The organism is Mesorhizobium sp. Root157 (assembly GCF_001427385.1).
Lineage (GTDB): Bacteria > Pseudomonadota > Alphaproteobacteria > Rhizobiales > Rhizobiaceae > Mesorhizobium.
Genome location: NZ_LMGJ01000036.1, coordinates 103,535 through 127,310 on the forward strand (window position 1 = coordinate 103,535; position 23,776 = coordinate 127,310).

The window sequence follows — 23,776 nt, forward strand, 5'->3', positions numbered from 1 at the left end:
TTGGTTTGATCCACGATCTTTCCTGCGCCGCACGGCTTCACAGCAGCTAAAACCCCCTCATCCGACCGTTGGCGTACTGCCGCAATGTCACGGCATGGATCCCGGATACTCCCTTCTCGCTCCGCTCGAATGAGAATTCCGGGATGACGATGCTGAGGCTACGGCCCAGAGCGAGTCGCGATCTTTCAGATTCGCTGGCGTGCTCTAAGTATCTGTTTCTATGCATGTCGTTATCCCGAAACCGGTTCCCGCTTTCGGGCGACATGCATTAGCCCCGGCCGATCGCCAGCACGTCGGCCCATTCGCCGTGGCGACGGAATTCGGCGGCGACGTAGCCGCACACCGGCGTGATCTTGCCATTCGTGTCACGCGCGTCTTCGACGGCGTACGCCACCAACCGGGCCGCGACGCCGCGGCCGCGCGCGGATGGCGGCACGAAGGAGTAGTCGATCAGGATGTGCGCGGCACTGGAGCGCACGAAGGTGAGATAGGCCTCTTCGCCGCCAGGCATGGCGAGCACGTAACGGCCCCTGCCCTCCCGTTCTTCCTTGCGGATATCGACATGCGCATCCATTCGCTTACCTCGACGACAAACGCCCGACAGAAGATATAGAGGGTAAAGCCGCCCGAACCAGGCAGCGCCATGCTACCGCTTGAGCACGTCCGCCCATTCAGGATGACGGCGGAACTGCGACGCCGCAAACGGGCACAGCGGAATGATCTTCTTGCCCGATGCCCGCGCATCCTCGACGGCGCGCGTGACCAGCTTCAGGCCGACGCCCTGACCGCGAAACACGTCCGGCACCTCGGTGTGGTCGATGATGAGTTGATGCTCGCCGACCTTGGTGAAGGTCATCTGGGCCTCCGCACCGTCAGGGCCGTGCACCACGTAGCGCCCCTTGCTTGCGTTGTCTTCAAGCTGAACTTCAGGCAATTGCTCGTTCACTTCGCTGCTCCTTCTCGTGGCTGGCCGGCAAGGAACCGGCGCGCCGCCTCGATCTCGTTGGGCCGAACCTCATGGCCGCCCTCGTGCCACTCCATGGTGACCTCGGCCCCAAGGTCACGCAAATACGCTTCCAGCCGCGAGGTCAAGTTCGGCGGGCAGATCGGGTCGCGGCGTCCGGCCGTGACCAGCACGCGCCGGCCGGCAAAGCCATCCGGCACCTCCGGCTCGAACGGAATGAGCGGGTGCATCAGTACCGCCGCATCGAACAGGCCGGGTGCGGCGAACAATGTCGAAGCCAGGATGTTGGCGCCGTTGGAATAGCCGAGACCGATGACCCGCGACGCCTTGGCCGCCGTGACGTGGGCCTGCACGAAGCGTGTCATCTTGGCGGTCGCGCGCGCCAGGTCGTCCATGTCGTAGACGCCCTCGCCGGTGCGGCGAAAGAAGCGCGCAGCCCCCATTTCCGACACGTCGCCGCGCGGCGACACGATCGTGGCGTCTGGCACGAGATCGTGACCCAGCGGCACAAGCTGCGTTTCGTCGGCACCTGTGCCGTGGAAGACGAAGAAAAGCGGCCCGCCCGGCGTTCCGGGCACGACCTTGTGGATATAGGCGTCTTTGGTCATGGCACGCTCCTCAATCGCCCAAAGGCTGCAAATGCTGCTCAAGATGGGGGCGAAGATGCTCATGCTGCTTTGGCAGCTTCAGCGCCTCGCCGAGATGGGCTGTATCCTCGTCGCGGTCGAAGCCCGGCTCGTTGGTCGAGACCTCGAACAGCACCCCGCCGGGCGTGCGGAAATAGATGGCCCAGAAATAGTCGCGGTCGATCACCGGAGTGACCTGATAGCCGGTGTCCAGCAACGCCTTGCGGACCTCCAACTGCCGGGCGCGATCTTCCACCGCGAAGGCGACGTGGTGGACCGAGCCGGCGCCTAGCCTTGCTGCGTCCGAACCGGGCAGCGTTTCGATATCGACGAGATCGGCGCCGTTGCCGCCCTCGATGGCCAGCCGCTTGATGTTGCCTGTCTGGTCGACCTGGCTGTAGCCCATGAACTTCAACAGTTCCTCGGTGGCGCCGCCGTCGCGCAGCCTGAGCGATACGGAATGGAAGCCGCGAAGCGCCTCGTCGGCGGCGATGTCGGCCCTGGACCATGGCGCGCGGGCATCGTCCCGCGCCTCGACCAGCGCGAAACCATCGCCGTCCGGACCGATGAAGACGAGGCGCTTTTCGCCGAACCGCTCCTCGCGGCCGACCACGCTGACGCCCTGTTCGGCAAAGCGCTGCTGCCAGAATTCGAGCGTGCCTTCCGGCACCGAAAACACCGTCGTGCCGACCTCGCCGACACCGGCGCGGCCCTTGGCGATGTCTGGAAACGGGAAATAGGTCATCACCGAACCGGGTGTGCCCACCTCGTCGGCATAGTAGAGGTGGTAGACGTCGGGCGCGTCGAAATTGACCGTCTGCTTGACCCGGCGCAGGCCGAGCTTTTGCGTGAAGAAAGCGTTGTTGGTGCGTGCGTCCTTCGCCATCGAGGTGACGTGATGCAGGCCCTTGATCTGCGTGAGCATGATGTGCCCCTTTCTGCGGCTCCCGCCGCTGATGAGGCCAATATGGGCCAGCAGCCTGTCGGAGCAAAGGCGGCAAACTCAGGATGATCCGTACTGAATAAGTGAACAATGTAGCGGATTCGTTTACCGCATCGGACACGGAAACGCGGCTGCGGCAAAAAAAGCCCGCGCCGTTGCCGGCGCGGGCTTTTCAGGATGGCCGGTGCTTGAAGCATCGGACCGAAAGTGGAACCCGGTTCCCGGGTTGTTCCGATGCTCCATCAAAGTGTTGGAGCATCGCCGCGCGTCCAATTGGACGCACGACGCTCTAACGGAGCATCAGGCGCTGTTCGTCGCGCTTTTCGGTATAGCTGCCCTTGTCGTAGGCGGCCTGCGCTTCGAGCTGTTCCTTGGTGAAGTCGGTGTAGAGGTACTTGTTGCCGTCCTTGTCGGTCATGATCTTCAGGTTGTCCATGCCGACCGCAACCTCCTTTTCACCGATGCCGAGGAAACCGCCGACATCGACGATGACGGCATCGACCTTGCCGTCGGCCGACAGCGCCACGTCACCGATCTCGCCGACCATGGCGTCGTCGGCACCGTAGACGGTGGTGCCGACCAGGTCCTCGGAGCGGATTTCGCCGGTCATCGGCATTTCGGTCAGCGTCGACTTGTCGATGGCCGCCGTCTGCGTGTCGTCAGGCACATCCGTCGTGTTGGCGGGCGCTTCGGCTGCCATTTCACCGGCAGGCGCAGCAGGGGCCATCGCATCCGGCTGGGCTTGCGTGTTGGCCGCTGTGTCGGTCGTCGGCGTCACAGCCGGGGCCGTTCCGGCATCTGCGGCGGTTGTCGCGGGGGTCGGATCATAGGCGCGACGGTCGAAATCAGGCAGCGCCTCAAGCGATTCTTTGCTCGCCTCGACCACCAGCCAGCGGTCGCCGTCCTTTTCGGTCCAGCTTGTCTTGCCGTAGTCGAAGGCGACGTTCTTCTGGCCAAGGCCAAGGAAGCCGCCGACGCCGATGACCAATTGCTCGGCCTTGCCGGCCTTGGACAGCACGATGTCATTGATGCTGCCGATGTTCTTGGCATCCTCGCCGGTGCCGTTATAGACGCTTTCGCCGATGATCTGCGTGGCGATGCTGCCATCGGCGCGCGCGATCGGGGGAACAGGTTCGGCCGGTGCCGTCTGCGCATCGGTGGCAGGCGCCATGGCCGTCGTGCCATCGGCGGGCGCGGTCGCGGTGGCCGGCACGTCGAGCGAAGCCTGCGGCGCCGGGGCCGGTTGGTATGGCAGCGGATCGAAAGCAGGCTGCGCCGTCAGTTCTTCCTTGGTGGCGGCGGCGATCAGCCAGCGGTCGCCGTTCTTTTCGGCCCATTGCAGCTTGTCGAAGTCGAAGGCGACGCCCTTGGCTCCTATGCCGAGGAAGCCGCCGACGCCGATGACGACCGACGTGGCGTTGCCGTCCTTGTCGAACACGACGTCGGTGACCTTGCCGATGTCTTCGGCATCCTCGCCGGGCCCGTTGAAGACCGATTCACCTACGATGTTGGTGACGAGGCTGCCATCGGCCTGCACGACCGGCACGGCAGGAGCGGCGCTATCCGTCATAGGCGCGGGCGTGGTGGCGGGCGCAGTGGTGTCCTGCGCCATGGCGCCGGAAGCAAGCAATGTTGCAATGGCTGTCGTAGCCAGGAGTGTGCGGATCATGATGTCTCTCCTTGAATACCGTTCATTTCCACCACGGCCAAAACTTGGGAGGACGGCCACGGTGCTGACAGACCGACAACGCCGTCGTAGCCCCGTGGTTCCGAAATTTTCCGGCATCGGCCGGCCCAGGCGAACCCGGCAAAACGAAGGGAACCATTTGCAAAAATTGCCGTTTTACGCCCAGAGGCCGGGCGATCCGGACTTGTAAATGATCATCCGGGAGGAGTGGCGCATGCGGTTTGCAGCAGTGCTGAACAGCGAGGGCGGCACTTTGCGGACCACGGACCTCGATGCTTTTTCCAAACGCATGACCGAAACGCTCGAAGCCGCCGGCCACACGGTCGATATCGATGTTGTGGCGGGAAAGGACGTGGCCGCGGCTCTGGACAAGGCGGTCGCCCGCCGCAGCATCGACGTGGTGCTGGCCGGTGGCGGCGATGGCACCATTTCGGCGGCAGCGGCAAGGCTGATGGGCAAGAAGAAGGCGCTCGCCATCCTGCCGGCAGGCACGATGAACCTGGTTGCGCGCGGCCTCGGCATTCCACAATCCCTCAACGAGGCCATAGCGGCCTTCGCCGATGGCAAAATCATGGAGGTCGATATCGCCAGCGCCAATGGCGAGCCGTTCGTGCACCAGTTCTCGGTCGGCATGCACGCCAAGATGATCCACCTGCGCGACAAGATGGACTTCGGCTCCAGGCTGGGCAAGATCCGCGCGTCGGCGCGCGCCGCCTATGCGACGCTGGCCAATCCGCCCAAGATGGATGTGACGCTGACCATCGGCGAGGCCGAGGTGATCGTGCGGGCCAGCGCCATCGGCGTTACCAACAATCTGTTCGGCGAAGGCCATCTGCCCTACGCCGACAACCCTGCCGGCGGCGTGCTCGGCATCTATGTGACGGTGGCGCGGCAGAAGGGCGAACTGATGAAGTTCATGCTCAATGTGGCGCGCGGCAAGTGGCGCGACAACGAGCATGTCGAAATCCACCAGACCGACAAGGTCAACCTGAAAATACGATCGAGACGGGGCAAGCTCTACGCCGCGATGGACGGCGAACTGGTCGACCTCGAGCCGCAAACGTCGATTGAAATCCACCCCAAGGCGCTGAAGGTGCTGGTGCCGGCCAGGCAATAGACGCTGCACCCAAGTTCGGTCAGTCACTCGGGCTTTGCCAGTTACTCGGGCTTTACCGGTTACTGGGGCGAATTCTGGGTGGGCGTGTTGGCTTGGTTGTCGATCGTTTCGCCATAGAACTCGACCCCGCCCCACACGACGACGGCCAAAAGCATGGCCACGATCAGCACGACGAGAACATGCCACCCGCTACGGCCCTGCTTGGCTTGCTGTTCGCGGAAAATCCTGACCATGATCGAGCCTCCATGCGCTGTCCGCTGGTCGGCCGACAGTCAGGACAATAACAGGCCCCGCACCCCAAGGTTCCGGACAAATGGCGGGGCGGCAGATTACAGTCCCGATCAGTCATCGTCCTTGTCGGCGGTTTCGCCGTCGTCGCGCTTCACGTTCTCGCGGTAGATGGCGTACGCGGCAAGCGCGGCGGCCGGACCGAGAACGGCGCCGAGCCCGCTTTTGCCGCGCAACAGCACCGGCAGGGCGGCAAGCGCCGCCGTCACGCCCACCGCCGTCATGTCGGCCTTGCGCCGTCGAACGCGGCGCACCGCGCGCGATTCCGCCTTGAAGCGAAAGATGAGAAGGATCAGACCGGCAAGCATGAGAAAGCCGATGCCGAAGCCGAGCGCGGCTTCCAGCGAACCGTAGCGCGCCGCCGCCCAGATATAACCGGCACCGACGAGAAAGCCGATGCCGCACAAGGCGGCGAGGCCGGCCAGCGCATAGGCCAAGGCCGCGCCACGGGCGCGGCGCAAGGCCGCGGCCGTTTCACCGGATGCGAAGCCCGCAATCAGCGATGCAATGAAGCCCATGATGCAGGCGGCCCGTCAGCGGCGTGACAAAAGCGCAAACAGGAAGCCGACGCCGGCCGCGATTGCCAGCGACGTGACGGGCTTTTCGCGCACATTGGCAAGCACCTGTTCTTCAAGGTCGCGTGCGTTGGAACGCAGGCTGTCCATCGCCGCCTCTCCCTGGGTCCGCAACTGCTCGACACCTTCGGACGCCGCACGTCGCGCCGTGCCGTAGCCATGCTCGCCGGTCTTGGCCATCTGCTTGGCCAGCTTTTCGATATCCGCCCTCAATTGCTTGATGTCGGCTTCGAGGTCGGGGGAGGTGTTTTCGTTGGCGGTTTTGCCGGCTGCAGTGGCCATTCTCAACTCCTTGCAATTGTATCGGATGTTGAACGCACGGACAGACCCAAGGTTCCGGACCGGTGCTCATATTGGTCGGCTTTTGCGGATCGGTGCCCAGCATCGGTACAGGCAACGATCAGACGAGTGGCCGGCGGCTTTCGCCCAGCCCTTCCCAGCCGGCTATCGCGCGCAAGCCATCCGGATCGATGACCGCGCAGCCGCCGTCTCGCCAGTGGATGAGCTTGCGCTCCATCAGCTTGCGCAGCGTCTTGTTGGTATGGACCAGCGAAAGGCCGAGCGTATCGGCGACGTGCTGCTGGGTGATGGGGATTTGCACCGGCTTCTTGCCGTTCAATCCAACCGCGCTGGCCCGCGCATGGATAAAGGCGATCAGGTAGGCGGCGCGCTCAAGCGCCGTACGCCGCCCCAGGCTGAGCAGATTCTCGTCGAGCATGCGCTCCTCGCTCGCCGCGAGCCAGGTGATGTCGTAGGCAAGACCGGGGTGACTGCGGTAGAGCCCATGCAGACTATCGCGCTCGAACACGCACAATAGCAGTTCGGACAGCGCCTCGACGGAATGCTGCATCTCGCCCATGACGCTGCCTTGCAGACCGATGAGATCGCCCGGCATGACGTAGTTGAGAATCTGGCGCCTGCCATCCTCCAGCAGTTTGTAGCGAAACCCCCATCCAGACAGAACGGTGTAGAGATGGGCACTGTTGTTGCCCTCGACCAGCACTGCAGCGCCACGTTCGACGGCCAGTTCGCCCTTCTTGAAGGTGCTGATGAAAGCAAGTTCCTGCGGCTCGAACTCCCGAAAGATGGGCAGCGGCCGCAACGGACACTTTTCGCAAGGGTATCGACGCGCCGTACGCGGACCTTGCCGTTCCGTCATCCTGGATTCCTCCCCGGAGCTGTTCGATCCGAACGCATTTCGGCCCTCGAAGTTCCGTCACGCGATTGCAGCGGCTATGTCATATTTAAATGACAGGGCGCGAAAATATGGCCATGACCTTGGCCCCATCCAAAGGAGAGCCGTGGCTTTGCCTGCTTTGCTCGACGGACTGCGCGTCCTCGTTCTCGAGGACGAATTTCTCATCGCCATGGACATCGAGCAGATTTGCCGCGACCATGGAGCCAGCGACGTCACGATCGTCGACAAATTGGATACATTCGACCAGGACGCGGTGTCCCGGTTCGGCGCAGCGATCATCGACCTGACGTTGAACGGCGCATCGACGCTGGCCGTTGCCGGGCAATTGCAGCGCGAGGGTATTCCCTTCGTGTTTGCCTCGGGCCATCCGATAACCGAAGAGACAAGATTGGCCTTTCCAGGTGTCCTGCTGGTCGAGAAACCCTATTCGGGCGATGATCTGATTGCCGCGCTGGCGCAAGCCCGCACGGCAATATCCCCTCAATCGGCAGGCGGCGACATCACCTGAGCAGAAATGGCGTCGGGGCCGAAATCGTCCTCGCCGGAAATCTGCAGGATTTCCTGAAGCCGGCTGCGGGCGCGGCTGACGCGGCTCTTGATGGTGCCGACCGCACAGCCGCAAATTTCCGCGGCTTCCTCGTAAGAAAAGCCCGACGCCCCGATGAGGATGATTGCCTCGCGCTGGTCCTCGGGTAGCTTTTCCAGCGCACTGCGGAAATCTTCGAGGTCGAGTTGGCCATGCTGGGCGGGATGGACGGCAAGCCGCGCGGTCATGATGCCGTCGCTGTCCTGCACTTCGCGGCCGCGCTTGCGCATCTGCGAATAGAACTCATTGCGCAAGATGGTGAACAGCCACGCCTTCAGATTGGTGCCCGGCTGAAAGCTTTCGTGCTTGTCCCAGGCCTTGACCAGGGTTTCCTGCACGAGATCGTCAGCCTTGTCGGCGTTCTGAGAAAGCGAAACGGCAAAGGCGCGCAGGCTCGGGATGGACCCGAGCAGATCGCTCTTGAAGCCCGGAGATACGGCCATGCGTCAGTCCTTCTTCAGTGCGGATTCGGTCTGTTCCAACTGACTGAGCAACTGGCTGAACCGGTCCGGCACTTCGTCGGCGACCAGGTCATTATAGTATTGCTTGAGTTTGCGGCCAATTTCAGAATTCGGCCCGAGCGGATCGCCCGCCCTGCCTTGGCGCCTTTCCGCCTCGGCAGTGTTGTTTTTATCCAGGTCTTTCATATTGCCTTATGCCCCATACCTACCGCTTTCGCCGCATGACAAGAGACAAAGCGGTGCCCCTCCAAGTTCGATTCCGTTGCAAACGCAGCGCGTTCGGATTGGTTCCGGGCAATCGGAAAATTTTTCGCGGAACTTTTCCATCGCCGGCGAGTTGTTACAATCGGGGCTTGCCAACATCCAGGCCTATCTGTTCATGCACACGTCAATCGAGGGAGACGTCACTGTGAGTCTATCTGCCAAAATCGCACCGCATCTACCTTACCTGCGCCGGTTTTCGCGCGCCGTTTCCGGCTCGCAGGAAAGCGGCGACGCGCTGGTCGCGGCAATGCTGGAAGCCATCATCGCCGACATCGGCATTTTCCCGCGCGCTACCAACGACCGTATCGCGCTCTACAAGATTTTCGCCAAGATGTTCACATCGATCGCGATCCGCATTCCGCAGGAACAGTCGGCGTCCGGCTGGGAGCAGCGCGCCGCCGCCAATCTCAACGCGCTGGCGCCGCGTCAGCGGCAGGCGTTCCTGCTGGTGGCGGTCGAAGGGTTTGATGAACGCGAGGCGGCCGAAATCCTCAATGTCGAGGAATCCGAGTTTTCCAGCCTCCTGTCACAGGCGAGCGGCGAAATCTCGCGCCAGGTGGCGACCGACATCCTCATTATCGAGGACGAGCCGCTGATTGCCATGGACATCGAAGAGATGGTGGAAAGCCTCGGCCATCGCGTCGTCGGCACGGCCCGCACGCACACCGAGGCAATGAGCCTGTTCGCCAAGACGCACCCCAAGATGGTGCTGGCCGATATTCAACTGGCCGACGGCTCCTCCGGCATCGATGCCGTCAACGAGATCCTGACCTCCACATCCTTGCCGGTGATCTTCATCACGGCATTTCCCGAGCGTCTCTTGACCGGCGAGCGCCCCGAGCCTGCCTTCCTCGTCACCAAGCCTTTCAGTCCCGAGATGGTCAAGGCGCTGATCAGCCAGGCGCTGTTCTTCGACCGGCAGGCCAAGGCCGCTGCCTGATACGGACGAATTTTAGCCAGCCGAGGAACCGTTGCGGTTGGCTCACGTTTTTCCTCCAGGGGAAAGAAGGAGTTTGAACAATGCTTTACTGGACGTTGGTGTTTCTTGTCGTGGCGATCATTGCAGGGGCACTCGGCTTCGGCGGCATCGCCGGCGCGTCCGCGGGCATCGCCAAGATCCTGTTCTTCATCTTCCTGGCCTTCCTGGTGATTTCACTGCTGGCCGGCATTTTCAGGCGAGCATGACAGCGTCTGAAACATCTTCTCGACGAGAAACTGGAAACCGCCCCCCTCAAACGGTTTCCAGCCGCCGCCGGACAGCCCTTGCAAAAGGACTGTCCGGCGGAACGTATTTGCAACCACAGGCAACTATCTAGCTCTTTCCAGGTCGGACAGATGGCCGAAAGGGAAAGAGGGGTTGGAAAATGGTTACGAGCCGCGGAAAGACACCCGCCGAAACGCTGGATAGCGAGGTCATCGATCCTTCGCTGAAGGACGATTCGCAGCTTGGCCAGGCGCTGCTCCATGCCTTGCGCAATGCCGGCGTTTCCGTTCTCTACCAGGACCATGACCTCAGGACCGTATGGGCGCGCAACATGCAAGCGCCCTGGGCGCTCGTCAGCGGCCCCATGGACACCATCCTGCCGCCTTCCCAGACCGAGCGCATCATCGCGGCAAGGCGCAAGGCGATCGAGACCGGCAAGCCCGACAGATTCGAAATCAGCGCTCCCGGCGATGACGGCGTGCGCTGGTTCGAGGTGTGGATCGACCCCGACCTCGCTCAAAACGGCAGCGTCCGTGGCGTCATGACCACCAAGGTCGAGACGACCGAACGCAAGCGGCGCGAACAGAGCCTGCGCGCGCTGTTGCGCGAGGTCAGCCACCGCTCGAAGAACCTTCTCGCCATCATCCAGAGCATCGCCAGCCAGACGGGGCGCTATTCCGGCTCCATCGCCGACTTCCTGACCCGCTTCCAGGGCAGGCTGCAATCGCTCGCTTCCTCGCAGGATCTGGTGACCTCGTCCAACTGGCGCGGAGCCCAATTGCGCGAGCTCATCTACGGGCAGTTGGGCCGCTACACCCGCGACGGTCAGCACGGGCTGCATTTCGAAGGCTCCAACCCCTATCTCAGCCCCAACGCCGCCTTGCATATCGGGCTGGCCATGCACGAACTGGTCGTCAATTCACTGAGCTACGGCGCACTGTCGCGGCCGGGCGGCACGGTCAGCATCTCCGCCGAACTGACCGACGCCGGCGATGCGCCGCTGCTTCGCCTGCTATGGGCCGAGCCGTTCGCAGACGGAGGGGAACTGCTCACTCAGCGTCATTTCGGACGCGTGACCCTGGAGAGGGTGGTGCCGGTGTCTCTGAACGGCAAGGCGTCGCTTAGCATCATCGACGACCGTCTCGAATACCTCCTCCTCATTCCGAACGGCAATTTCGAGACGGAATAGAAGCGCCCCTGCGTCTCGTCGATTGCAGGAACCATCGGTTACCCCGCGCGTTTTCTCTCACGAGAGGAAACCGCAATGGAACACATCGCTGCACTATTGCTGATCGTCGGCTGCTCGGCCGACCTTTCCCAATGCCGCGAGCTGTCGGCTCCGGTCACCATATTCGAAACCGCCGAAGAATGCGCAGCCACGCAAACCTATTCGCTGCGTGCACTGTCGGGGCAAGCCGAGCGCGTATTGGGCAAATGCATCGCCCTCGACCCGGCCCTGGAAGAAGACTATGCGGAGCTTTTCTGGTCGATCGGCCCGGACGGCAAGCTGGACGCATCGGTCGAAACCGCGACCGTTGTCGCATCGAACGGCGTCCGCCCTGAAAAAGACTATCTTAGCCAAGAATGAGAACGCTAACGCAGAATCGGCGGTCTCATGCTAGAGAGCAAGGATCGCTGTGAAGCGAGGAATATCAAAAGCGAGAGGAGTGACTGCATGCGTAAGATAATTGTCGTCGTGGCCGCACTCGCGGCAATCAGCGTAAGCGGCTGCACGACAACCGAGCAGGACGTAAGCGTGGGCACTGCCGCCGGTGCGGTCATCGGCGGCATAGCCGGTGGTGGCAGAGGCGCGCTGATCGGGGCGGCCGTGGGCGCAGGCTCCGGCCTTCTGGTGCGTAATCTGCGCAACGGCTACTGCCAGTATCGCGATCCGGATACCCGCCGCCTCTACACGGCGCGCTGCAACTGATCGGCATTGCCTGAAACCATTCGGAGGCCGGGGCAACCCGGCCTCTTTTTCAGAGGGACCCGGTTCCCGCTTTCGTGGAATTGTTTCTACCGCAGCGGAATTCTGATTTCGACCTGCAGCCCGTCGGGGCGAAAACGACGCTCGATGGTGCCGTTCAGTTCGCGCGTGATGTTCATGTCGATGAGCTTGGTGCCGAAGCCGGTCTTGGCCGGTTCTGCAAGGCCGCTTTGCCCGCCTTCGCGCCAATCGAGGACCAGCATCCTTGCGCGGTCCAGCCGCTCCGTGCGCCACTCCACCTTGAGCGCGCCGTCGGAATTGCCGGCCTCGCCGTATTTCAGCGCATTCGTCGCCAGTTCGTGGAAGGTCAGGCCCAAGGCCTGCGTGGCGGTTTCGTCAAGCAGCACCCGAGGTCCCGACAACAGGTCTTCCGGCAGATCCTTGCCGAACACCTGGCCGAGTTCGATCTTCAAAAGGTTGCCGAGATCGGCTTTCTGCCAGCGGGAGCGGGTCAGCATGTCCTGCGAGGCGGCCATCGCCTGCAGTCTCGCCGAGAACGAATCCGAAAACTCCTTGACGTTGGTTGCGCCCGATGCGGTCTGGCGCGCAATCGCCAGAACGCGCGCGATCAGGTTCTTGATGCGATGCTTCATCTCCTGAAGCATCAGCTCCTTTTCGAGCAGGCTTTTCTCGGTCGTCTCGTGAAGCTGGGCCGCGACGTCATAGGCGCGCATCTGGTAGCGGGCGACCAGCGCGATGGCGCCTGCAAGCAAAAGTCCGAACAGGCCGAGCATGATCGGAATGGCGCGCGAAGACGGTGGCGAAAACGCGCTCGTCGGCCTGAACTGCAACACCCATTGCCGTCCGGCAACCACTATCGTGCGGATATCGAGAAGCTTGGCGCCGACGGCTTCGACCGGCGGGCTCTCGGAGCGGAACAAAAGACTGTCGGAATTTGCCGTCTGGTCGTAAATCTCGACATTGACGGGCAAGAGCGGCGCCACGGCGAGTGCCGTCTCAAACAGGTCTTGAGACCGGAAGGCATTGTAGATGAGCCCTGTCCCCGGAGCCTCGGCACCGTCCTGCCCCATCTGCGAAGTCAGCCGCGTGAACACCAGAAAGCCGGTAAAGCTGCGGCTCGAACCGGTATTCCTGCCTAGCAACAGGCGGGCGGTCGCATGCTCCTGATCGTCGTCGATCGCCTGCTCGATGGCCTGCCGGCGCACCGGATCGACCATCATGTCGAAGCCGATGACAGGTTTGCTGAAGTCGTCGACTGGCGCCAGCATCATGGTTGGAGCCCGCCAGGGCAAATGCGATTGCGGATGGATTTTCGGCTCGCCCCCGAGATTACGGCTCATCTCCTGCTCGACGGCAGCCTCGTCCCCGGCCTTCACGACGCGCAGCAAACCGATGCCATGCAGACCGGCGAAATGGTCGGCGACATCCAGTGAATCGAAGAAGGTCTCGAATTCCTTCGATGAAACCACGCCGCCTTGGGAATCGAACAGGGCTTTGGTCGCACGCAGGAGCGACAGGTGCAGGTCGATGCGGCTTTCGATGCGGTTCAGAGCGTCGTCGGCGATCGCCTGGAACTTGATGCGAGCCGCCTCCTGGGTCGCGAAATAAGCAAACCCCGCCATCGTCAGGCTGGCAAGCGCGACAGCAATAAAAGCGGCAATCGGAAATAGCTTCTTCAACTGCGCCTTTCAACCTATGCGATGCGTCTGCCCTTTGTACCCCTTTAACACACCAGCACAAGACGACAGTCCCTTACGGAAGGTAAGGACCTCACGCTCTCGGTCGAACCAAAGCGCCTGACCGGGCAAGCCAATCAGGCCGCGATTTTCAGCGCCCCCGGCCCCGGAATGGCGCCCGGCGGGCATTTGCCGAGGATGATCATGCCCAGCACCTCGTCCTGGGTGACATCGCTCGTGCTCGCGGTGCCGACCACCTGCCCGTTCTTCATCACGCAGACCCGGTCGGCGAGGTCGAAGACATCATGGATGTCATGGCTGATGAGGAAGATGCCGATGCCGTCGGCCTTGAGCTGCTTGACCAGTTCGCCCACCTGAGCGGTCTCCTGCGGTCCAAGCGCCGCGGTCGGCTCGTCCATGATGAGGATGCGCGCATTGAACAGGATGGCGCGCGCGATCGCAACCGACTGGCGTTGCCCGCCCGAAAGCTTGATGACCGGTTCCTTGAAGCGCTGGAAGCGTGGGTTGAGGCGGCCCATCACCTTGCGTGCCTCGGCCTCCATGGCCACGTCGTCGAGCGTGTTCCAGCCCGTCATCAGTTCGCGTCCGAGGAACAGATTGGCGGCGGCATCGACATTGTCGGCCAGCGCCAGCGTCTGGTAGATCGTCTCGATGCCGTATTTTTTGGCATCGCGCGGATTGGAGATAGACGCCTCCTCGCCATTGACGAAGATCTGGCCGGCATCGCGCTTGTAGGCGCCTGACAGGATCTTGATCAGCGTCGATTTGCCGGCCCCGTTGTGGCCGAGCAGGGCCACGACTTCGCCCGGAAAAAGATCGACCGACGCATCGTCGACGGCGCGGATGCCGCCGAAGGCGATGGAGATGTTGCGCAGGTCGACCAGCGGGGTCGCGTCGGCGGTTTTTGCTGTAGCCATTGTCATTGCCCCTCTAAACGCGCTTGCGGTAGACGGTGTCGAGCCACACCGCGACGACCAGGACAGCGCCGACGACGATGCTTTGCAGCGGTGAATCGACGCCCAGCAGCACCATGCCGGATTGCAGCGACTGCATCAAAAGCGCGCCGAGCATGGCGCCGATGACAGTGCCCGCGCCGCCGGCCAGCGACGTGCCGCCGATAACGGCCGCAGCGATGACCAGCAACTCGTCCAGCGTGCCGAGAGCGTTGGTCGAGGCGTTGAGGCGTGCCGATGAAATCGCCGCGCTGATGGCGACGAGCGCGCCCATGATCATGAACACTTTCATCGTCACCCAGCGGGTGTTGATGCCGGCCAGGTTCGCCGCCTCCGGGTTGCCGCCGATGGCGAAGACGTAGCGCCCGAAGCGGGTGCGGTTGGTGACGAAGGTCATGACGAGGCCGACCGCCACCGCCATCAACACGGGAATGGCGACGCCATGGGCGATGAACAGGCCGCCTTCGGGAACGGCGATGCCGTTCGCTTCGGCATAGCGGCGCACGATGCCGACCGGCCACGGATAGGAATTGGCAACCCATATCGCGCCAAGGATGGCCCCGCAGGCAACCACGCCCAGCAAGGTCTCGGCCCACACCGGGCGCAGCGGAAAGCGGAAGCGCTTGCGCTGGGTGCGCCCGTTGAGCAGCATGAAGATGACGGCAAGGCAGGCGACGACACCGATGACCCAGCTCCATGTGGCGCCGATGGAGCCGCGCGGTCCGCCGCCCATGAGTTGGAACGTGGCGTCGAGCGGCGCCACCGTCTGGCCGCTGGTGACCCACCATGCCGAGCCGCGCCAGACCAGCAGGCCGCCGAGCGTGACGATGAACGACGGCACTTCCAGATAGGCGATGATGAAGCCCTGGAAAGCTCCGATCAGCAGGCCCACGGCAATGCCGCAGGCAAGCGCGATAACCCATATCCACGGGTCGCCGAGCGGAAGGCCCATGACGCGGACCAGGATCTGGGCCTGCAGCACGCCCATGATCATGCCGATGACGCCTTCGAGCGAGCCGACCGACAGGTCGATGTGGCGCATGACGATGACCAGCACCATGCCGGTCGCCATGATTGCGACGGAGGAGGTCTGAACCGAAAGGTTCCACAGATTGCGCGGCGTCAGAAACAGGCCACCCGAAAGGAAGTGCAACAGGACCCAGATCAGGATCAGCGCCGCGACCATGCCCAGCATGCGGGTGTCGAGTTCAGTCGCTTTCAGGAAACGGGCAACGGGGCCGAGTTCAGCCTCCCTTGCCCGGTCGACCGTCGTTGCCGAGGTCACATCACTCATGGTTTCCTCCCACCGGCTTGCCTCTGGTGTCAGATCGGCCCGCAACCAATCGGCGCCCTGCCCATCTGGCCGTCTTGCATCGGATCGATGTTCGCTGCGTCCTGTTGGGTCCGATGCTTCGGCACAGCATGCTCATGCTATTGTCTTTCCGGCGTTGCCGGAAGCGGAAAGCGCGTTGAACGGATACGCGGCTTTCAAGGCGTGCCTCCCGCCGTGCCAAAAGCGGCGTTCCGCAACCGGCCCGGCATTGCGCCCACGTCTGTTTTGAAAACGCCGCGGCTTTTGGGCCGCGGCGTTTCTTGTCCACTCGAGAGCGAACTCAGTTGCAGGCGGGAACGGCACCAGCCGCAACGCCGGCGCAAACCGCATCCTTGGAAATCCAGCCGGCGTCGATGACGACGTTGAGATTGTCCTTGGTGATCGCGATCGGGGTCAGGAACACCGACTTGACGGTGTTGCCGCCAGGCGTGGTGAAGTCCTGCACGTTGGCGATGTCGGTCATGGCCTTGCCATCGGCAAGCTGCGAAGCGATCTCGGCGGCGTTCTTGCCAAGTTCACGTGCGTCCTTCCACACCGAAACCGTCTGGGTGCCAAGTGCCACGCGGTTCAGCGCGGCATGGTCGCCGTCCTGGCCCGAGACCGGAACGGAGCCGGCCAGACCCTGGGCCGTCAGCGCCGCGACGACGCCGCCGGCGGTGCCGTCATTGGCCGCCACCACCGCATCGACCTTGTTGTCGTTGGCGGTCAGGAACTGCTCCATGTTCTTCTGGGCGTTGGCCGGCAGCCAGCCGTCCGTATAGGCTTCGCCGACATTCTTGATCTTGCCGCTGTCGATGGCGTCCTTGAGCACTTCCATCGAACCGGCGAACAGGAAGTCCGCATTCGGATCGGCACCCGAACCCTTGATGAAGACGTAGTTGCCTTCCGGCTTCACCTTGAACACTTCGCGGGCCTGCATGCGGCCCACTTCCTTGTTGTCGAAGGTAAGGTAGAAGACGTCCTTGTTCTCGATCAGGCGGTCATAGCCGACGACCGGGATGCCCTCGTCCAGCGATTTCTGAACTGCCGGGCCGATGGCCGAAGCGTCCTGGGCCAGGATGATCAGGGCGTTTGCGCCCTGCGAAATCAGGCTTTCGACGTCGGTGAGCTGCTTGGCCGCGGACGACTGCGCGTCGGCGGAGATGTACTTGTCGCCGGCAGCCTCGATCGCCGCCTTCATCGCGGCTTCGTCGGTCTTCCAGCGTTCTTCCTGGAAGTTCGACCAGGAGACGCCGATGACCTTGTCCTTGGCCTCGGCGGTCGCGACGAGCGTCAGCGACATGGCGGCACCCGCCAGGATGGCGGCGGTGATTTTCCTCATGATTTCCTCCCTGCGCCGCGCGGGCGCGACTAATCTGACCCGATGCTGGTACGGAAGCTCTTTTTTTCGAGCCTCGAAAAAAGTGTGACGCAACACCGAACGCCTGTCAACCGGGATTCGAAGGCCTCATTTGATTTTTTTCGGAACTCGAATTAAATAGTGACAGGGGATAACGCTTCTGCCACTATCATCCCGTTTGCCGGGGATAAGCGCGCATTGCAATGTCTGCGGCAACAGGGAGGACAAAGCGACATGACGGTGGGAATCCGCCACGACGATCTGCGCCGGCGCAACCGCGCCATGGTGATTTCGGCCGTGCGGCGGGGCGGCCAGACCTCTCGCACCGGGATCGCCGCGATCACCGGCCTCAGCCATTCCACCATCTCGTCGATCTCATCGGACCTGATCGCCGAGGGCATCCTGGCCGAAGCCCGCAACGAGCCGCTGGCCCTGAAGCGGGGCCGGCCCCAGGTGGGGCTGACGCTCGAGCCGAAGGCGGCGGTGGTCATGACCGTCGTTCTCTCCCTCAATTTCCTCGCCGCCACCCTGCTCGACTATGCCGGCGAAATCGTGGCCGAGGAGCAGCGACGGCTCGACACGCGCGCCATGCCTCGCAAGCAGTTGATCGACGAATGCGTTGCGATCGTCAGGCGCAGGCTGGACGACCGCAAGCGCGAGGGCCGCCGCGTGCTGCGCATCGTTCTGGCCATTCAGGGCATCACCGACGCGCCGGCGCGCGCCATGCTGTGGTCGCCGATCACGCCGCATACCGACATTGCCTTTGCCGACATTCTGGAGCGCGAGTTTTCCGTTCCCGTCACCGTGGAAAACGACTGCAACATGATGGCGGTGGCGCTGCGCTGGCGCGATCCGGAACGCTACAAGGACGACTTCATCGCCATCCTGCTTTCGCACGGCATTGGCATGGGCCTGGTGCTGAAAGGCGAATTGTTTACCGGCACGCATTCGTCGGGCGGCGAGTTCGGCCATATGATCCACCGCCCCGACGGCGCGCTGTGCCGCTGCGGCCGGCGCGGCTGCATCGAAGCCTATGCCGGCAACTACGCCATCTGGCGCAACGCCCGCATGATGGGCGAGGACGACGAACCGGTGGACGACATCGACGAAGCCGACATGCGCACGCTGGCGCAAGTGGCAAGAGAGCGGGACGGTCCCGAGCGGCAGGCCTATCGCAAGGCCGGCGAGGCGCTGGGCTTCGGCCTTGGCAGCCTGTTTGCGCTGATCGACCCGGCCCCGGTGGCGATGGTGGGGGCAAGTACGGCCGCCTTCGACCTCATCGAACCGGCGCTGCGCGAGGCGATCGCCAAGACGGCAGGCGGCCATCACTCGACCTCGATTTCGTTCGACACCGAACCGGACCAGATGGCGCTGCTGCGCGACGGCTGCGCCATGCGGGCGCTGACCTTCATCGACAACGACATCTTCGCGTCCGGCAATCCGGCCCAGATGGAACTGGCCGCTGGCCACGAGATGGCCTGAGCCCGCCTTACTCCTCTTGAATAGCGTAGCCGGCGCCGCGAATGGTGCGGATGACGTCGGGCATGCGGCCATTGTTGACGGCCTTGCGCAGCCGCCCGACATGCACGTCGACCGTGCGTTCGTCGATATAGATGGTCTCGCCCCAGACATTGTCGAGCAACTGGCCGCGCGAGAACACGCGGCCGGGATGGCGCATCATGAATTCGAGCAGGCGGAACTCGGTCGGTCCGAGCTTGATCTCGCTCTTCTTGCGATAGACCCGGTGCGATTCACGGTCGAGCACGATGTCGCCGACCTTGAGCACCGATGACAGCACCTCGGGCTTGGCGCGCCGCAGCAGCGCCTTGACCCGCGCCATGAATTCGGGCGTCGAGAACGGCTTGACCAGATAGTCGTCGGCGCCGGTGGAGAGGCCTCGCACGCGGTCGCTTTCCTCGCCGCGCGCGGTGAGCATGATGATGGGAAGCCGTTCGGTTTCGGGGCGCATGCGCAGGCGCCGGCACAGTTCGATGCCGGACACCGCCGGTACCATCCAGTCGAGCACCAGAAGGTCGGGCACGTTTTCCTGCAGCCGAAGCTCGGCCTCGTCGCCGCGCGTGATGACCTCGACCTGATAGCCTTCCGATTCCAGATTGTAGCGAAGCAGCACGCCAAGCGGCTCCTCGTCTTCGACGACCATGATGCGCGGTGCGATCATCTTGTTCGGCTTCCTGTCTTGTGCGTCAGGCGGCGGATACGGCTGTCTCGTCCTGCTTGGGACGATGGGCCGGCAATTGTTCGCCGGTCAGCACGTAATAGGCGTTTTCAGCGATGTTGGTGACATGGTCGCCGATGCGTTCGAGGTTCTTGGCGCAAAACAGCAAATGCGTGCAGGGCGTGATGTTGCGCGGATCTTCCATCATGTAGGTCAGCAACTCGCGAAACACCGAGGTATATTTGACGTCGATGCGCTCGTCCTCGTTGCGCAGGGTAACCAGCCCTGACGCGTCGCGGGCCGCAGAGCGCTCGATGACGCCCTGCACCTGGATAAGCACAAGCCCTGCCATGGCATCGATGGAGTGCGCCAGATCGCGCGGCGCGGCGGACTGGCCTACCGCGCTGACGCGCTTGGCGATGTTCTTGGCCAGATCGCCGATGCGTTCGAGATCGCCGGCCATGCGGATGGCCCCGACAACGGCGCGCAGATCCTGCGCCATCGGCTGGCGCTTGGCGATCAGCGTGATGGCGCGGTCGTCCAGGTCGCGCTGGCGCCTGTCCATCACCGCATCCTCGGAGACGACGCGCTGCGCCAGCGCGGTGTCGGAATTGAGCAGCGCGCGGGTCGCTTCGCTCACCATCGAACCGGCAAGCTCACCCATGTCCCTGATCAGCTTGCTGACTTCGTTGAGGTCCTCGTCGAAAGACCTGACTGTATGCTCACCCATGATCCTGTCCTTGCAATCCGTAGCCCACCGATGCCCGCATCTCAACCGAAGCGGCCGGTGATGTAGTCCTGCGTGCGCTTGTCGTCGGGGTTGGTGAACATCTTCTCGGTCGCGCCTTCCTCGACCAGATAGCCGAGATGGAACATCGCCGTGCGCTGCGACACGCGCGCCGCCTGCTGCATGGAGTGGGTGACAATGACGATGGTGTAGTTCTGGCGCAATTCGTCGATCAGTTCCTCCACCCTTGCCGTGGCGATCGGGTCGAGCGCCGAGCAGGGCTCGTCCATCAGGATGACTTCCGGCGACACGGCAATGGCGCGCGCGATGCACAGGCGCTGCTGCTGGCCGCCCGACAGCCCGGTGCCGGGTTCGTGCAGGCGGTCCTTGACCTCGTTGAACAGGCCGGCGCGCTTGAGGCTCGATTCCACGATGGCTTCGAGGTCGGTCTTGTTGCGGGCAAGGCCATGGATGCGCGGGCCGTAGGCGACGTTCTCGTAGATCGACTTCGGGAACGGATTGGGCTTCTGGAACACCATACCGACGCGGGCGCGCAGTTCCACGACATCGATGGCCTTGTCGTAGACGTCCTCGCCATCAAGCGTGATCTTGCCGATGACGCGGGCGCTGTCGATGGTGTCGTTCATGCGGTTCAAACAGCGCAGGAAGGTGGACTTGCCGCAGCCGGACGGCCCGATCAGCGCCGTGACCTGGTTTTGCCGCACCAGAAGATCGACATCGAACAAGGCCTGCTTGTCGCCGTAGAAGACGCCGACCTTGTCGCCGCGCATCTTGATGGCTTCATTGGATTGGCTGTTCATCTTGGCGTCCACTGCGCTTTCAAGGGATTTTTCCGTCATGATATTCATTGTCAGCCCCTTTTCTACCAGCGCCGTTCGAAACGCCGGCGCAGCACGATTGCCGTGATGTTCATGGCCATCAGGAAGACGAGCAGGATGATGATGGCGCCCGACATGCGCTCCACGAAGGCGCGTTCGGCCTCGTTCGCCCACATGTAGATCTGCACCGGCAGCGCCGTTGCCGGATCGAATGGCGTCGCCGGATAGTCGGCCACGAAGGCGACCATGCCGATCAGGAGCAGCGGCGCGGTTTCGCCGAGCGCACGCGCCAGCCCGATGATGGTGCCGGTGAGGATGCCGGGAGCGGCGAGCGGCAGAATATGGTGAAAGACCATCTGCATCCTGGACGCACCGAGGCCCAGTGCCGCCGCACGGATCGACGGCGGCACGGCGGCAAGGGCGGCGCGCGTCGCGATGATGATGGTGGGCAGCGTCATCAGCGTCAGCACCAGCCCGCCGACGATCGAGGCGGAACGCGGCATGCCGAGGAAATTGACGAACACCGCAAGGCCGAGCAGGCCGAACACGATCGACGGCACGGCGGCCAGATTGTTGATGTTGACTTCGATGAGGTCGGTGAAACGGTTCTTCCTGGCGAACTCTTCCAGATAGATCGACGCCGCGACGCCGATCGGCAGCGCCAGCAGGAGCACGATCGCCATCATGAAGAACGAGCCGATGATGGCAACGCCCATTCCGGACGTCTCCGGCCGGCTGGAAGCGCCGAAGGTGAACAGGCCGGTGTTGAAATGTTCGGCCATGACCCCGTCGGCCTTGAGCTGGTTCATCCAGGAAACCTGCTGGTCCGAAACCTTGCGGCGCGCTTCGTCGACGCCGAGGTCGATCTGGCCCTTGAAGGCGGAATCGATATTGGCCGAGGCAAGGATGTCCACGTCGCGCGTCGTGCCGATGACCGCGGGGTCGGCGATCACGATGTTGCGCAATTGCACGCGCGAGCTTTCCGACAAAAAGCCCTTCAGCTTGCGCACGGCCGCCTTGTCCTGCGGGTCGATACCGAGTTTGGCGATCAGGGCATTTTCGGCAAGCTTCGGATAGTTCGCCTTGATCAGCACATTCGCATCGGTGGCCCGCTCGCCCTGTGGATCGATGACTTTTTCGTCGAAGGTGATCGGCAATGTGACGCTCGTCTGCCAGAAGGCGGTATGGCCCTTGAGCACGATCGAGGCGAGCATGATGGCAAGGAAGACGAGTCCGACCGAGATCGCCATAAGACCGTAGATGCGGAATCGCCGCTCGGCGCGGTAGCGCGCCTTGAGGCCGATATCGCGCCGCACGGGTGCTGCCGCGGCAGGCATCGTATCGAAGGAAACGTCGGTCATTCGTACTGCTCCCGATACTTCCGCACAATGGCAAGGGCCACGATGTTCATGATCAGCGTCAGCCCGAACAGCGTCAGGCCGAGCGCGAAGGCGACCAGCGTCTGCGGCGAGTTGAACTCGAGGTCGCCAGTCAGCTGATTGACGATCTTGACGGTGATGGTGGTCATCGCCTCGAACGGATTGAGGGTGAGATTGGCGGCAACGCCGGCGGCCAGCACCACGATCATGGTTTCGCCGATGGCGCGCGAGGCGGTCAGGAGCACCGCGCCGACAATGCCCGGCAGGGCCGCCGGCAGCACCACCCGCTTGATGGTTTCGGAGCGCGTTGCGCCAAGGCCGAGCGAGCCGTCGCGCAAGGCGCGCGGCACGGCGGTGATGATGTCGTCGGACAGCGACGACACCACCGGGATCAGCATGATGCCCATGACGAAGCCGGCGACGAAGATGCTCTGGCCCTGGATGAACGGCGCACCGCCGGTCAATGCCGCGCTGAGGTCGCGCAGCCAGGGCCCAAGCGTCACCAGCGCGAAAATGCCGTAGACGATGGTCGGAATGCCGGCGAGCAACTCAAGTGCCGGCTTGACCACCGCGCGAACTTTGGAAGAGGCGTATTCCGCCATGTAGACGGCCGACATCAGGCCGACCGGGACGGCGACCAGAAGCGCCACGAAGGCGATGTAGAGCGTACCGGCAAGCAGCGGGATGAGGCCGAACTGGCCTTCGCTGCCGCCCGAACCGGCAGCGGCGAAGCGCGGGTCCCAAACGGTGCCGAAGAAGAAGTTCAGCGGCGAGACCGATTCGAAGAACTGGATGGTCTGGAACAGCATCGACAAGACGATGCCTATGGTGGTCAGGATGGCGATGGTCGAGGCGCCAAGCAGCCCCCACAGCATCAGCTTCTCGACATTGTTGCGGGCCCGCGCCCGCGGCTTGACGGCGCCGACCGAATAGAACGCACCGGTTGCCGCAAGCAGGATCGCGATCACCCCGCCGATCAGGCCGGCCCGATCCTGCGCGGCGTTCGCCTCCCGCGCGATCGGGATCATATAGTCCTTGGTGTCGGTGGCCAGCGCCACGCCTTTCTCAGCGAGCAGCGGCTGCAATTCGGAAAATGTGGACGGCAACGATGCCTGGGTGCCGTCATCGAGACGGCGCAAGCCCCTGGCCAGGCTGTTCACCAGACCGGCCGAGAGCTGTTCGTTGATCGGCGAACCGTCTTCGGCCTGCACCGGCAGCGCCGCATGGACCTGGCGATCGAGATAGACGGACGAGCCGATATCCCAGACCACAAGGACCAGCACGGCAGGCAATACGGCAAGCAGGAATGCCCACCATCCATGATAGTGGGCGCGGGAGTGCGGCTTCACCTTGCCGTCGTTCTGCGCCACTGCGCGCTGCCTGCCGACGATGAAAGCGGCAAGGCCGATGGCGAGAACTATGGCGAGCACGAGCATTGATGACATGGGTCCATTCCGAAATCGGATGACCGT

At 63.1% G+C, this 23,776-nt stretch carries 28 protein-coding genes; 8 read left to right on the forward strand and 20 right to left on the reverse strand.

The features are described from left to right. Positions 1–268 precede the first annotated feature (268 nt). From ASD64_RS18100 to ASD64_RS18120, 5 genes are all read right to left on the reverse strand, one after another. The gene (locus ASD64_RS18100) at positions 269–574 is read right to left on the reverse strand and encodes a GNAT family N-acetyltransferase (protein WP_056107890.1); all 306 of its coding nucleotides are present in this window, start codon (positions 572–574) and stop codon (positions 269–271) included. Positions 575–646: 72 nt separating this feature from the next. Further along, positions 647–946, reverse strand: coding sequence for a GNAT family N-acetyltransferase (locus ASD64_RS18105; protein ID WP_056107893.1), 300 nt, complete (start codon positions 944–946; stop codon positions 647–649). Continuing rightward, positions 943–1,572 carry an alpha/beta hydrolase gene (locus ASD64_RS18110; protein ID WP_056107898.1) on the reverse strand — a complete coding sequence of 210 codons (630 nt, stop codon included), beginning with the start codon at positions 1,570–1,572 and terminating at the stop codon, positions 943–945. Before ASD64_RS18110 ends, ASD64_RS18105 begins: the two co-directional genes overlap by 4 nt. 10 nt (positions 1,573–1,582) lie before the next feature. Further along, positions 1,583–2,515 (reverse strand): VOC family protein, encoded by a 933-nt coding sequence (locus ASD64_RS18115; protein WP_056107902.1) that lies wholly within the window; start codon positions 2,513–2,515, stop codon positions 1,583–1,585. 307 nt (positions 2,516–2,822) lie between these two features. After that, positions 2,823–4,202, reverse strand: a complete 1,380-nt coding sequence (locus ASD64_RS18120) for a PRC-barrel domain-containing protein (protein WP_056107905.1) — start codon at positions 4,200–4,202, stop codon at positions 2,823–2,825. Between the two features lie 232 nt (positions 4,203–4,434). On the opposite strand from ASD64_RS18120, the gene ASD64_RS18125 reads away from it, so the two are divergent. Continuing rightward, entirely contained in the window at positions 4,435–5,337 is a 903-nt protein-coding gene (locus ASD64_RS18125; protein ID WP_056108127.1) for a diacylglycerol/lipid kinase family protein, read from the forward strand. 59 nt (positions 5,338–5,396) lie between these two features. On the opposite strand, the gene ASD64_RS21415 is transcribed toward ASD64_RS18125, so the two are convergent. From ASD64_RS21415 to ASD64_RS18140, 4 genes are all read right to left on the reverse strand, one after another. After that, positions 5,397–5,570: a hypothetical protein gene (locus tag ASD64_RS21415; RefSeq protein ID WP_200957851.1), complete on the reverse strand. Its 174-nt coding sequence runs from the start codon at positions 5,568–5,570 to the stop codon at positions 5,397–5,399. 108 nt (positions 5,571–5,678) lie between these two features. Next, positions 5,679–6,143 carry a hypothetical protein gene (locus ASD64_RS18130; RefSeq protein WP_056107908.1) on the reverse strand — a complete coding sequence of 155 codons (465 nt, stop codon included), beginning with the start codon at positions 6,141–6,143 and terminating at the stop codon, positions 5,679–5,681. A gap of 15 nt (positions 6,144–6,158) precedes the next feature. Then, positions 6,159–6,482, reverse strand: coding sequence for a DUF883 family protein (locus tag ASD64_RS18135; RefSeq protein WP_056107911.1), 324 nt, complete (start codon positions 6,480–6,482; stop codon positions 6,159–6,161). A gap of 118 nt (positions 6,483–6,600) precedes the next feature. Continuing rightward, on the reverse strand, positions 6,601–7,359 hold the full coding sequence (locus ASD64_RS18140; protein WP_056107915.1) for a Crp/Fnr family transcriptional regulator: 759 nt from the start codon (positions 7,357–7,359) through the stop codon (positions 6,601–6,603). Positions 7,360–7,501: 142 nt separating this feature from the next. Here ASD64_RS18140 and ASD64_RS18145 point away from each other — a divergent pair, with 142 nt between their 5' ends. Beyond that, the gene (locus ASD64_RS18145; protein ID WP_320410203.1) at positions 7,502–7,906 is read left to right on the forward strand and encodes a response regulator; all 405 of its coding nucleotides are present in this window, start codon (positions 7,502–7,504) and stop codon (positions 7,904–7,906) included. Here the strand turns inward: ASD64_RS18145 and ASD64_RS18150 are convergent. Both ASD64_RS18150 and ASD64_RS18155 read right to left on the reverse strand, forming a co-directional pair. Next, complete coding sequence (locus tag ASD64_RS18150; RefSeq protein WP_056107919.1) at positions 7,879–8,427, reverse strand: sigma-70 family RNA polymerase sigma factor; 549 nt, start codon at positions 8,425–8,427, stop codon at positions 7,879–7,881. The genes ASD64_RS18145 and ASD64_RS18150 overlap by 28 nt on opposite strands. A 3-nt stretch (positions 8,428–8,430) precedes the next feature. Next, positions 8,431–8,631: a NepR family anti-sigma factor gene (locus ASD64_RS18155; protein ID WP_056107922.1), complete on the reverse strand. Its 201-nt coding sequence runs from the start codon at positions 8,629–8,631 to the stop codon at positions 8,431–8,433. A 223-nt stretch (positions 8,632–8,854) separates the two neighbouring features. Here ASD64_RS18155 and ASD64_RS18160 point away from each other — a divergent pair, with 223 nt between their 5' ends. The 5 genes from ASD64_RS18160 to ASD64_RS18175 all read left to right on the forward strand — a co-directional run bounded on the left by ASD64_RS18160 (position 8,855) and on the right by ASD64_RS18175 (position 11,843). Further along, positions 8,855–9,649 (forward strand): response regulator, encoded by a 795-nt coding sequence (locus tag ASD64_RS18160; RefSeq protein WP_056108133.1) that lies wholly within the window; start codon positions 8,855–8,857, stop codon positions 9,647–9,649. Between the two features lie 80 nt (positions 9,650–9,729). After that, on the forward strand, positions 9,730–9,894 hold the full coding sequence (locus tag ASD64_RS20770) for a DUF1328 domain-containing protein (RefSeq protein ID WP_082550044.1): 165 nt from the start codon (positions 9,730–9,732) through the stop codon (positions 9,892–9,894). Between the two features lie 179 nt (positions 9,895–10,073). After that, positions 10,074–11,102, forward strand: a complete 1,029-nt coding sequence (locus tag ASD64_RS18165; RefSeq protein WP_056107925.1) for a sensor histidine kinase — start codon at positions 10,074–10,076, stop codon at positions 11,100–11,102. A gap of 75 nt (positions 11,103–11,177) precedes the next feature. Next, positions 11,178–11,501 carry a hypothetical protein gene (locus ASD64_RS18170; RefSeq protein ID WP_056107927.1) on the forward strand — a complete coding sequence of 108 codons (324 nt, stop codon included), beginning with the start codon at positions 11,178–11,180 and terminating at the stop codon, positions 11,499–11,501. Between the two features lie 87 nt (positions 11,502–11,588). Then, a complete protein-coding gene (locus tag ASD64_RS18175; protein WP_056107931.1) occupies positions 11,589–11,843 on the forward strand; it encodes a YMGG-like glycine zipper-containing protein in 255 nt (84 codons plus the stop codon). A gap of 86 nt (positions 11,844–11,929) precedes the next feature. Here the strand turns inward: ASD64_RS18175 and ASD64_RS18180 are convergent, their stop codons facing one another. From ASD64_RS18180 to xylF, 4 genes are all read right to left on the reverse strand, one after another. Beyond that, positions 11,930–13,540 (reverse strand): CHASE domain-containing protein, encoded by a 1,611-nt coding sequence (locus ASD64_RS18180; RefSeq protein ID WP_056107933.1) that lies wholly within the window; start codon positions 13,538–13,540, stop codon positions 11,930–11,932. A gap of 134 nt (positions 13,541–13,674) precedes the next feature. After that, complete coding sequence (locus tag ASD64_RS18185) at positions 13,675–14,475, reverse strand: ATP-binding cassette domain-containing protein (RefSeq protein ID WP_056107936.1); 801 nt, start codon at positions 14,473–14,475, stop codon at positions 13,675–13,677. A gap of 13 nt (positions 14,476–14,488) precedes the next feature. Next, on the reverse strand, positions 14,489–15,805 hold the full coding sequence (locus tag ASD64_RS18190; protein WP_056107939.1) for a sugar ABC transporter permease: 1,317 nt from the start codon (positions 15,803–15,805) through the stop codon (positions 14,489–14,491). Between the two features lie 319 nt (positions 15,806–16,124). Further along, positions 16,125–17,165, reverse strand: coding sequence for a D-xylose ABC transporter substrate-binding protein (xylF, locus tag ASD64_RS18195; RefSeq protein ID WP_056107942.1), 1,041 nt, complete (start codon positions 17,163–17,165; stop codon positions 16,125–16,127). Positions 17,166–17,417: 252 nt separating this feature from the next. On the opposite strand from xylF, the gene ASD64_RS18200 reads away from it, so the two are divergent. Beyond that, on the forward strand, positions 17,418–18,665 hold the full coding sequence (locus tag ASD64_RS18200) for an ROK family protein (RefSeq protein WP_056107945.1): 1,248 nt from the start codon (positions 17,418–17,420) through the stop codon (positions 18,663–18,665). 7 nt (positions 18,666–18,672) lie between these two features. Here ASD64_RS18200 and phoB read toward each other — a convergent pair whose 3' ends face one another. The 5 genes from phoB to pstC are packed head-to-tail and all read right to left on the reverse strand — an operon-like array spanning position 18,673 to position 23,749. Beyond that, on the reverse strand, positions 18,673–19,362 hold the full coding sequence (phoB, locus tag ASD64_RS18205; RefSeq protein WP_056107947.1) for a phosphate regulon transcriptional regulator PhoB: 690 nt from the start codon (positions 19,360–19,362) through the stop codon (positions 18,673–18,675). Positions 19,363–19,387: 25 nt separating this feature from the next. Beyond that, positions 19,388–20,089, reverse strand: a complete 702-nt coding sequence (phoU, locus tag ASD64_RS18210; RefSeq protein WP_056107950.1) for a phosphate signaling complex protein PhoU — start codon at positions 20,087–20,089, stop codon at positions 19,388–19,390. 41 nt (positions 20,090–20,130) lie between these two features. Further along, positions 20,131–20,955: a phosphate ABC transporter ATP-binding protein PstB gene (pstB, locus tag ASD64_RS18215; RefSeq protein ID WP_056107954.1), complete on the reverse strand. Its 825-nt coding sequence runs from the start codon at positions 20,953–20,955 to the stop codon at positions 20,131–20,133. 14 nt (positions 20,956–20,969) lie between these two features. Beyond that, the gene (pstA, locus tag ASD64_RS18220; protein WP_056107957.1) at positions 20,970–22,286 is read right to left on the reverse strand and encodes a phosphate ABC transporter permease PstA; all 1,317 of its coding nucleotides are present in this window, start codon (positions 22,284–22,286) and stop codon (positions 20,970–20,972) included. Further along, entirely contained in the window at positions 22,283–23,749 is a 1,467-nt protein-coding gene (gene pstC / locus ASD64_RS18225; RefSeq protein WP_056107960.1) for a phosphate ABC transporter permease subunit PstC, read from the reverse strand. The genes pstA and pstC overlap by 4 nt, the downstream gene beginning before the upstream one ends. Positions 23,750–23,776 lie beyond the last annotated feature (27 nt).

Coding starts and splice junctions, on each gene's coding strand:
- ASD64_RS18100 (WP_056107890.1), bottom strand. CDS start 574: ATGGATGCGCATGTCGATATCCGCAAGGAAGAACGGGAGGGCAGGGGC.
- ASD64_RS18110 (WP_056107898.1), bottom strand. CDS start 1,572: ATGACCAAAGACGCCTATATCCACAAGGTCGTGCCCGGAACGCCGGGC.
- ASD64_RS18115 (WP_056107902.1), bottom strand. CDS start 2,515: ATGCTCACGCAGATCAAGGGCCTGCATCACGTCACCTCGATGGCGAAG.
- ASD64_RS18120 (WP_056107905.1), bottom strand. CDS start 4,202: ATGATCCGCACACTCCTGGCTACGACAGCCATTGCAACATTGCTTGCT.
- ASD64_RS18125 (WP_056108127.1), top strand. CDS start 4,435: ATGCGGTTTGCAGCAGTGCTGAACAGCGAGGGCGGCACTTTGCGGACC.
- ASD64_RS21415 (WP_200957851.1), bottom strand. CDS start 5,570: ATGGTCAGGATTTTCCGCGAACAGCAAGCCAAGCAGGGCCGTAGCGGG.
- ASD64_RS18130 (WP_056107908.1), bottom strand. CDS start 6,143: ATGGGCTTCATTGCATCGCTGATTGCGGGCTTCGCATCCGGTGAAACG.
- ASD64_RS18135 (WP_056107911.1), bottom strand. CDS start 6,482: ATGGCCACTGCAGCCGGCAAAACCGCCAACGAAAACACCTCCCCCGAC.
- ASD64_RS18140 (WP_056107915.1), bottom strand. CDS start 7,359: ATGACGGAACGGCAAGGTCCGCGTACGGCGCGTCGATACCCTTGCGAA.
- ASD64_RS18150 (WP_056107919.1), bottom strand. CDS start 8,427: ATGGCCGTATCTCCGGGCTTCAAGAGCGATCTGCTCGGGTCCATCCCG.
- ASD64_RS18155 (WP_056107922.1), bottom strand. CDS start 8,631: ATGAAAGACCTGGATAAAAACAACACTGCCGAGGCGGAAAGGCGCCAA.
- ASD64_RS20770 (WP_082550044.1), top strand. CDS start 9,730: ATGCTTTACTGGACGTTGGTGTTTCTTGTCGTGGCGATCATTGCAGGG.
- ASD64_RS18165 (WP_056107925.1), top strand. CDS start 10,074: ATGGTTACGAGCCGCGGAAAGACACCCGCCGAAACGCTGGATAGCGAG.
- ASD64_RS18170 (WP_056107927.1), top strand. CDS start 11,178: ATGGAACACATCGCTGCACTATTGCTGATCGTCGGCTGCTCGGCCGAC.
- ASD64_RS18175 (WP_056107931.1), top strand. CDS start 11,589: ATGCGTAAGATAATTGTCGTCGTGGCCGCACTCGCGGCAATCAGCGTA.
- ASD64_RS18185 (WP_056107936.1), bottom strand. CDS start 14,475: ATGGCTACAGCAAAAACCGCCGACGCGACCCCGCTGGTCGACCTGCGC.
- ASD64_RS18190 (WP_056107939.1), bottom strand. CDS start 15,805: ATGAGTGATGTGACCTCGGCAACGACGGTCGACCGGGCAAGGGAGGCT.
- xylF (WP_056107942.1), bottom strand. CDS start 17,165: ATGAGGAAAATCACCGCCGCCATCCTGGCGGGTGCCGCCATGTCGCTG.
- ASD64_RS18200 (WP_056107945.1), top strand. CDS start 17,418: ATGACGGTGGGAATCCGCCACGACGATCTGCGCCGGCGCAACCGCGCC.
- phoB (WP_056107947.1), bottom strand. CDS start 19,362: ATGATCGCACCGCGCATCATGGTCGTCGAAGACGAGGAGCCGCTTGGC.
- phoU (WP_056107950.1), bottom strand. CDS start 20,089: ATGGGTGAGCATACAGTCAGGTCTTTCGACGAGGACCTCAACGAAGTC.
- pstB (WP_056107954.1), bottom strand. CDS start 20,955: ATGAATATCATGACGGAAAAATCCCTTGAAAGCGCAGTGGACGCCAAG.
- pstA (WP_056107957.1), bottom strand. CDS start 22,286: ATGACCGACGTTTCCTTCGATACGATGCCTGCCGCGGCAGCACCCGTG.
- pstC (WP_056107960.1), bottom strand. CDS start 23,749: ATGTCATCAATGCTCGTGCTCGCCATAGTTCTCGCCATCGGCCTTGCC.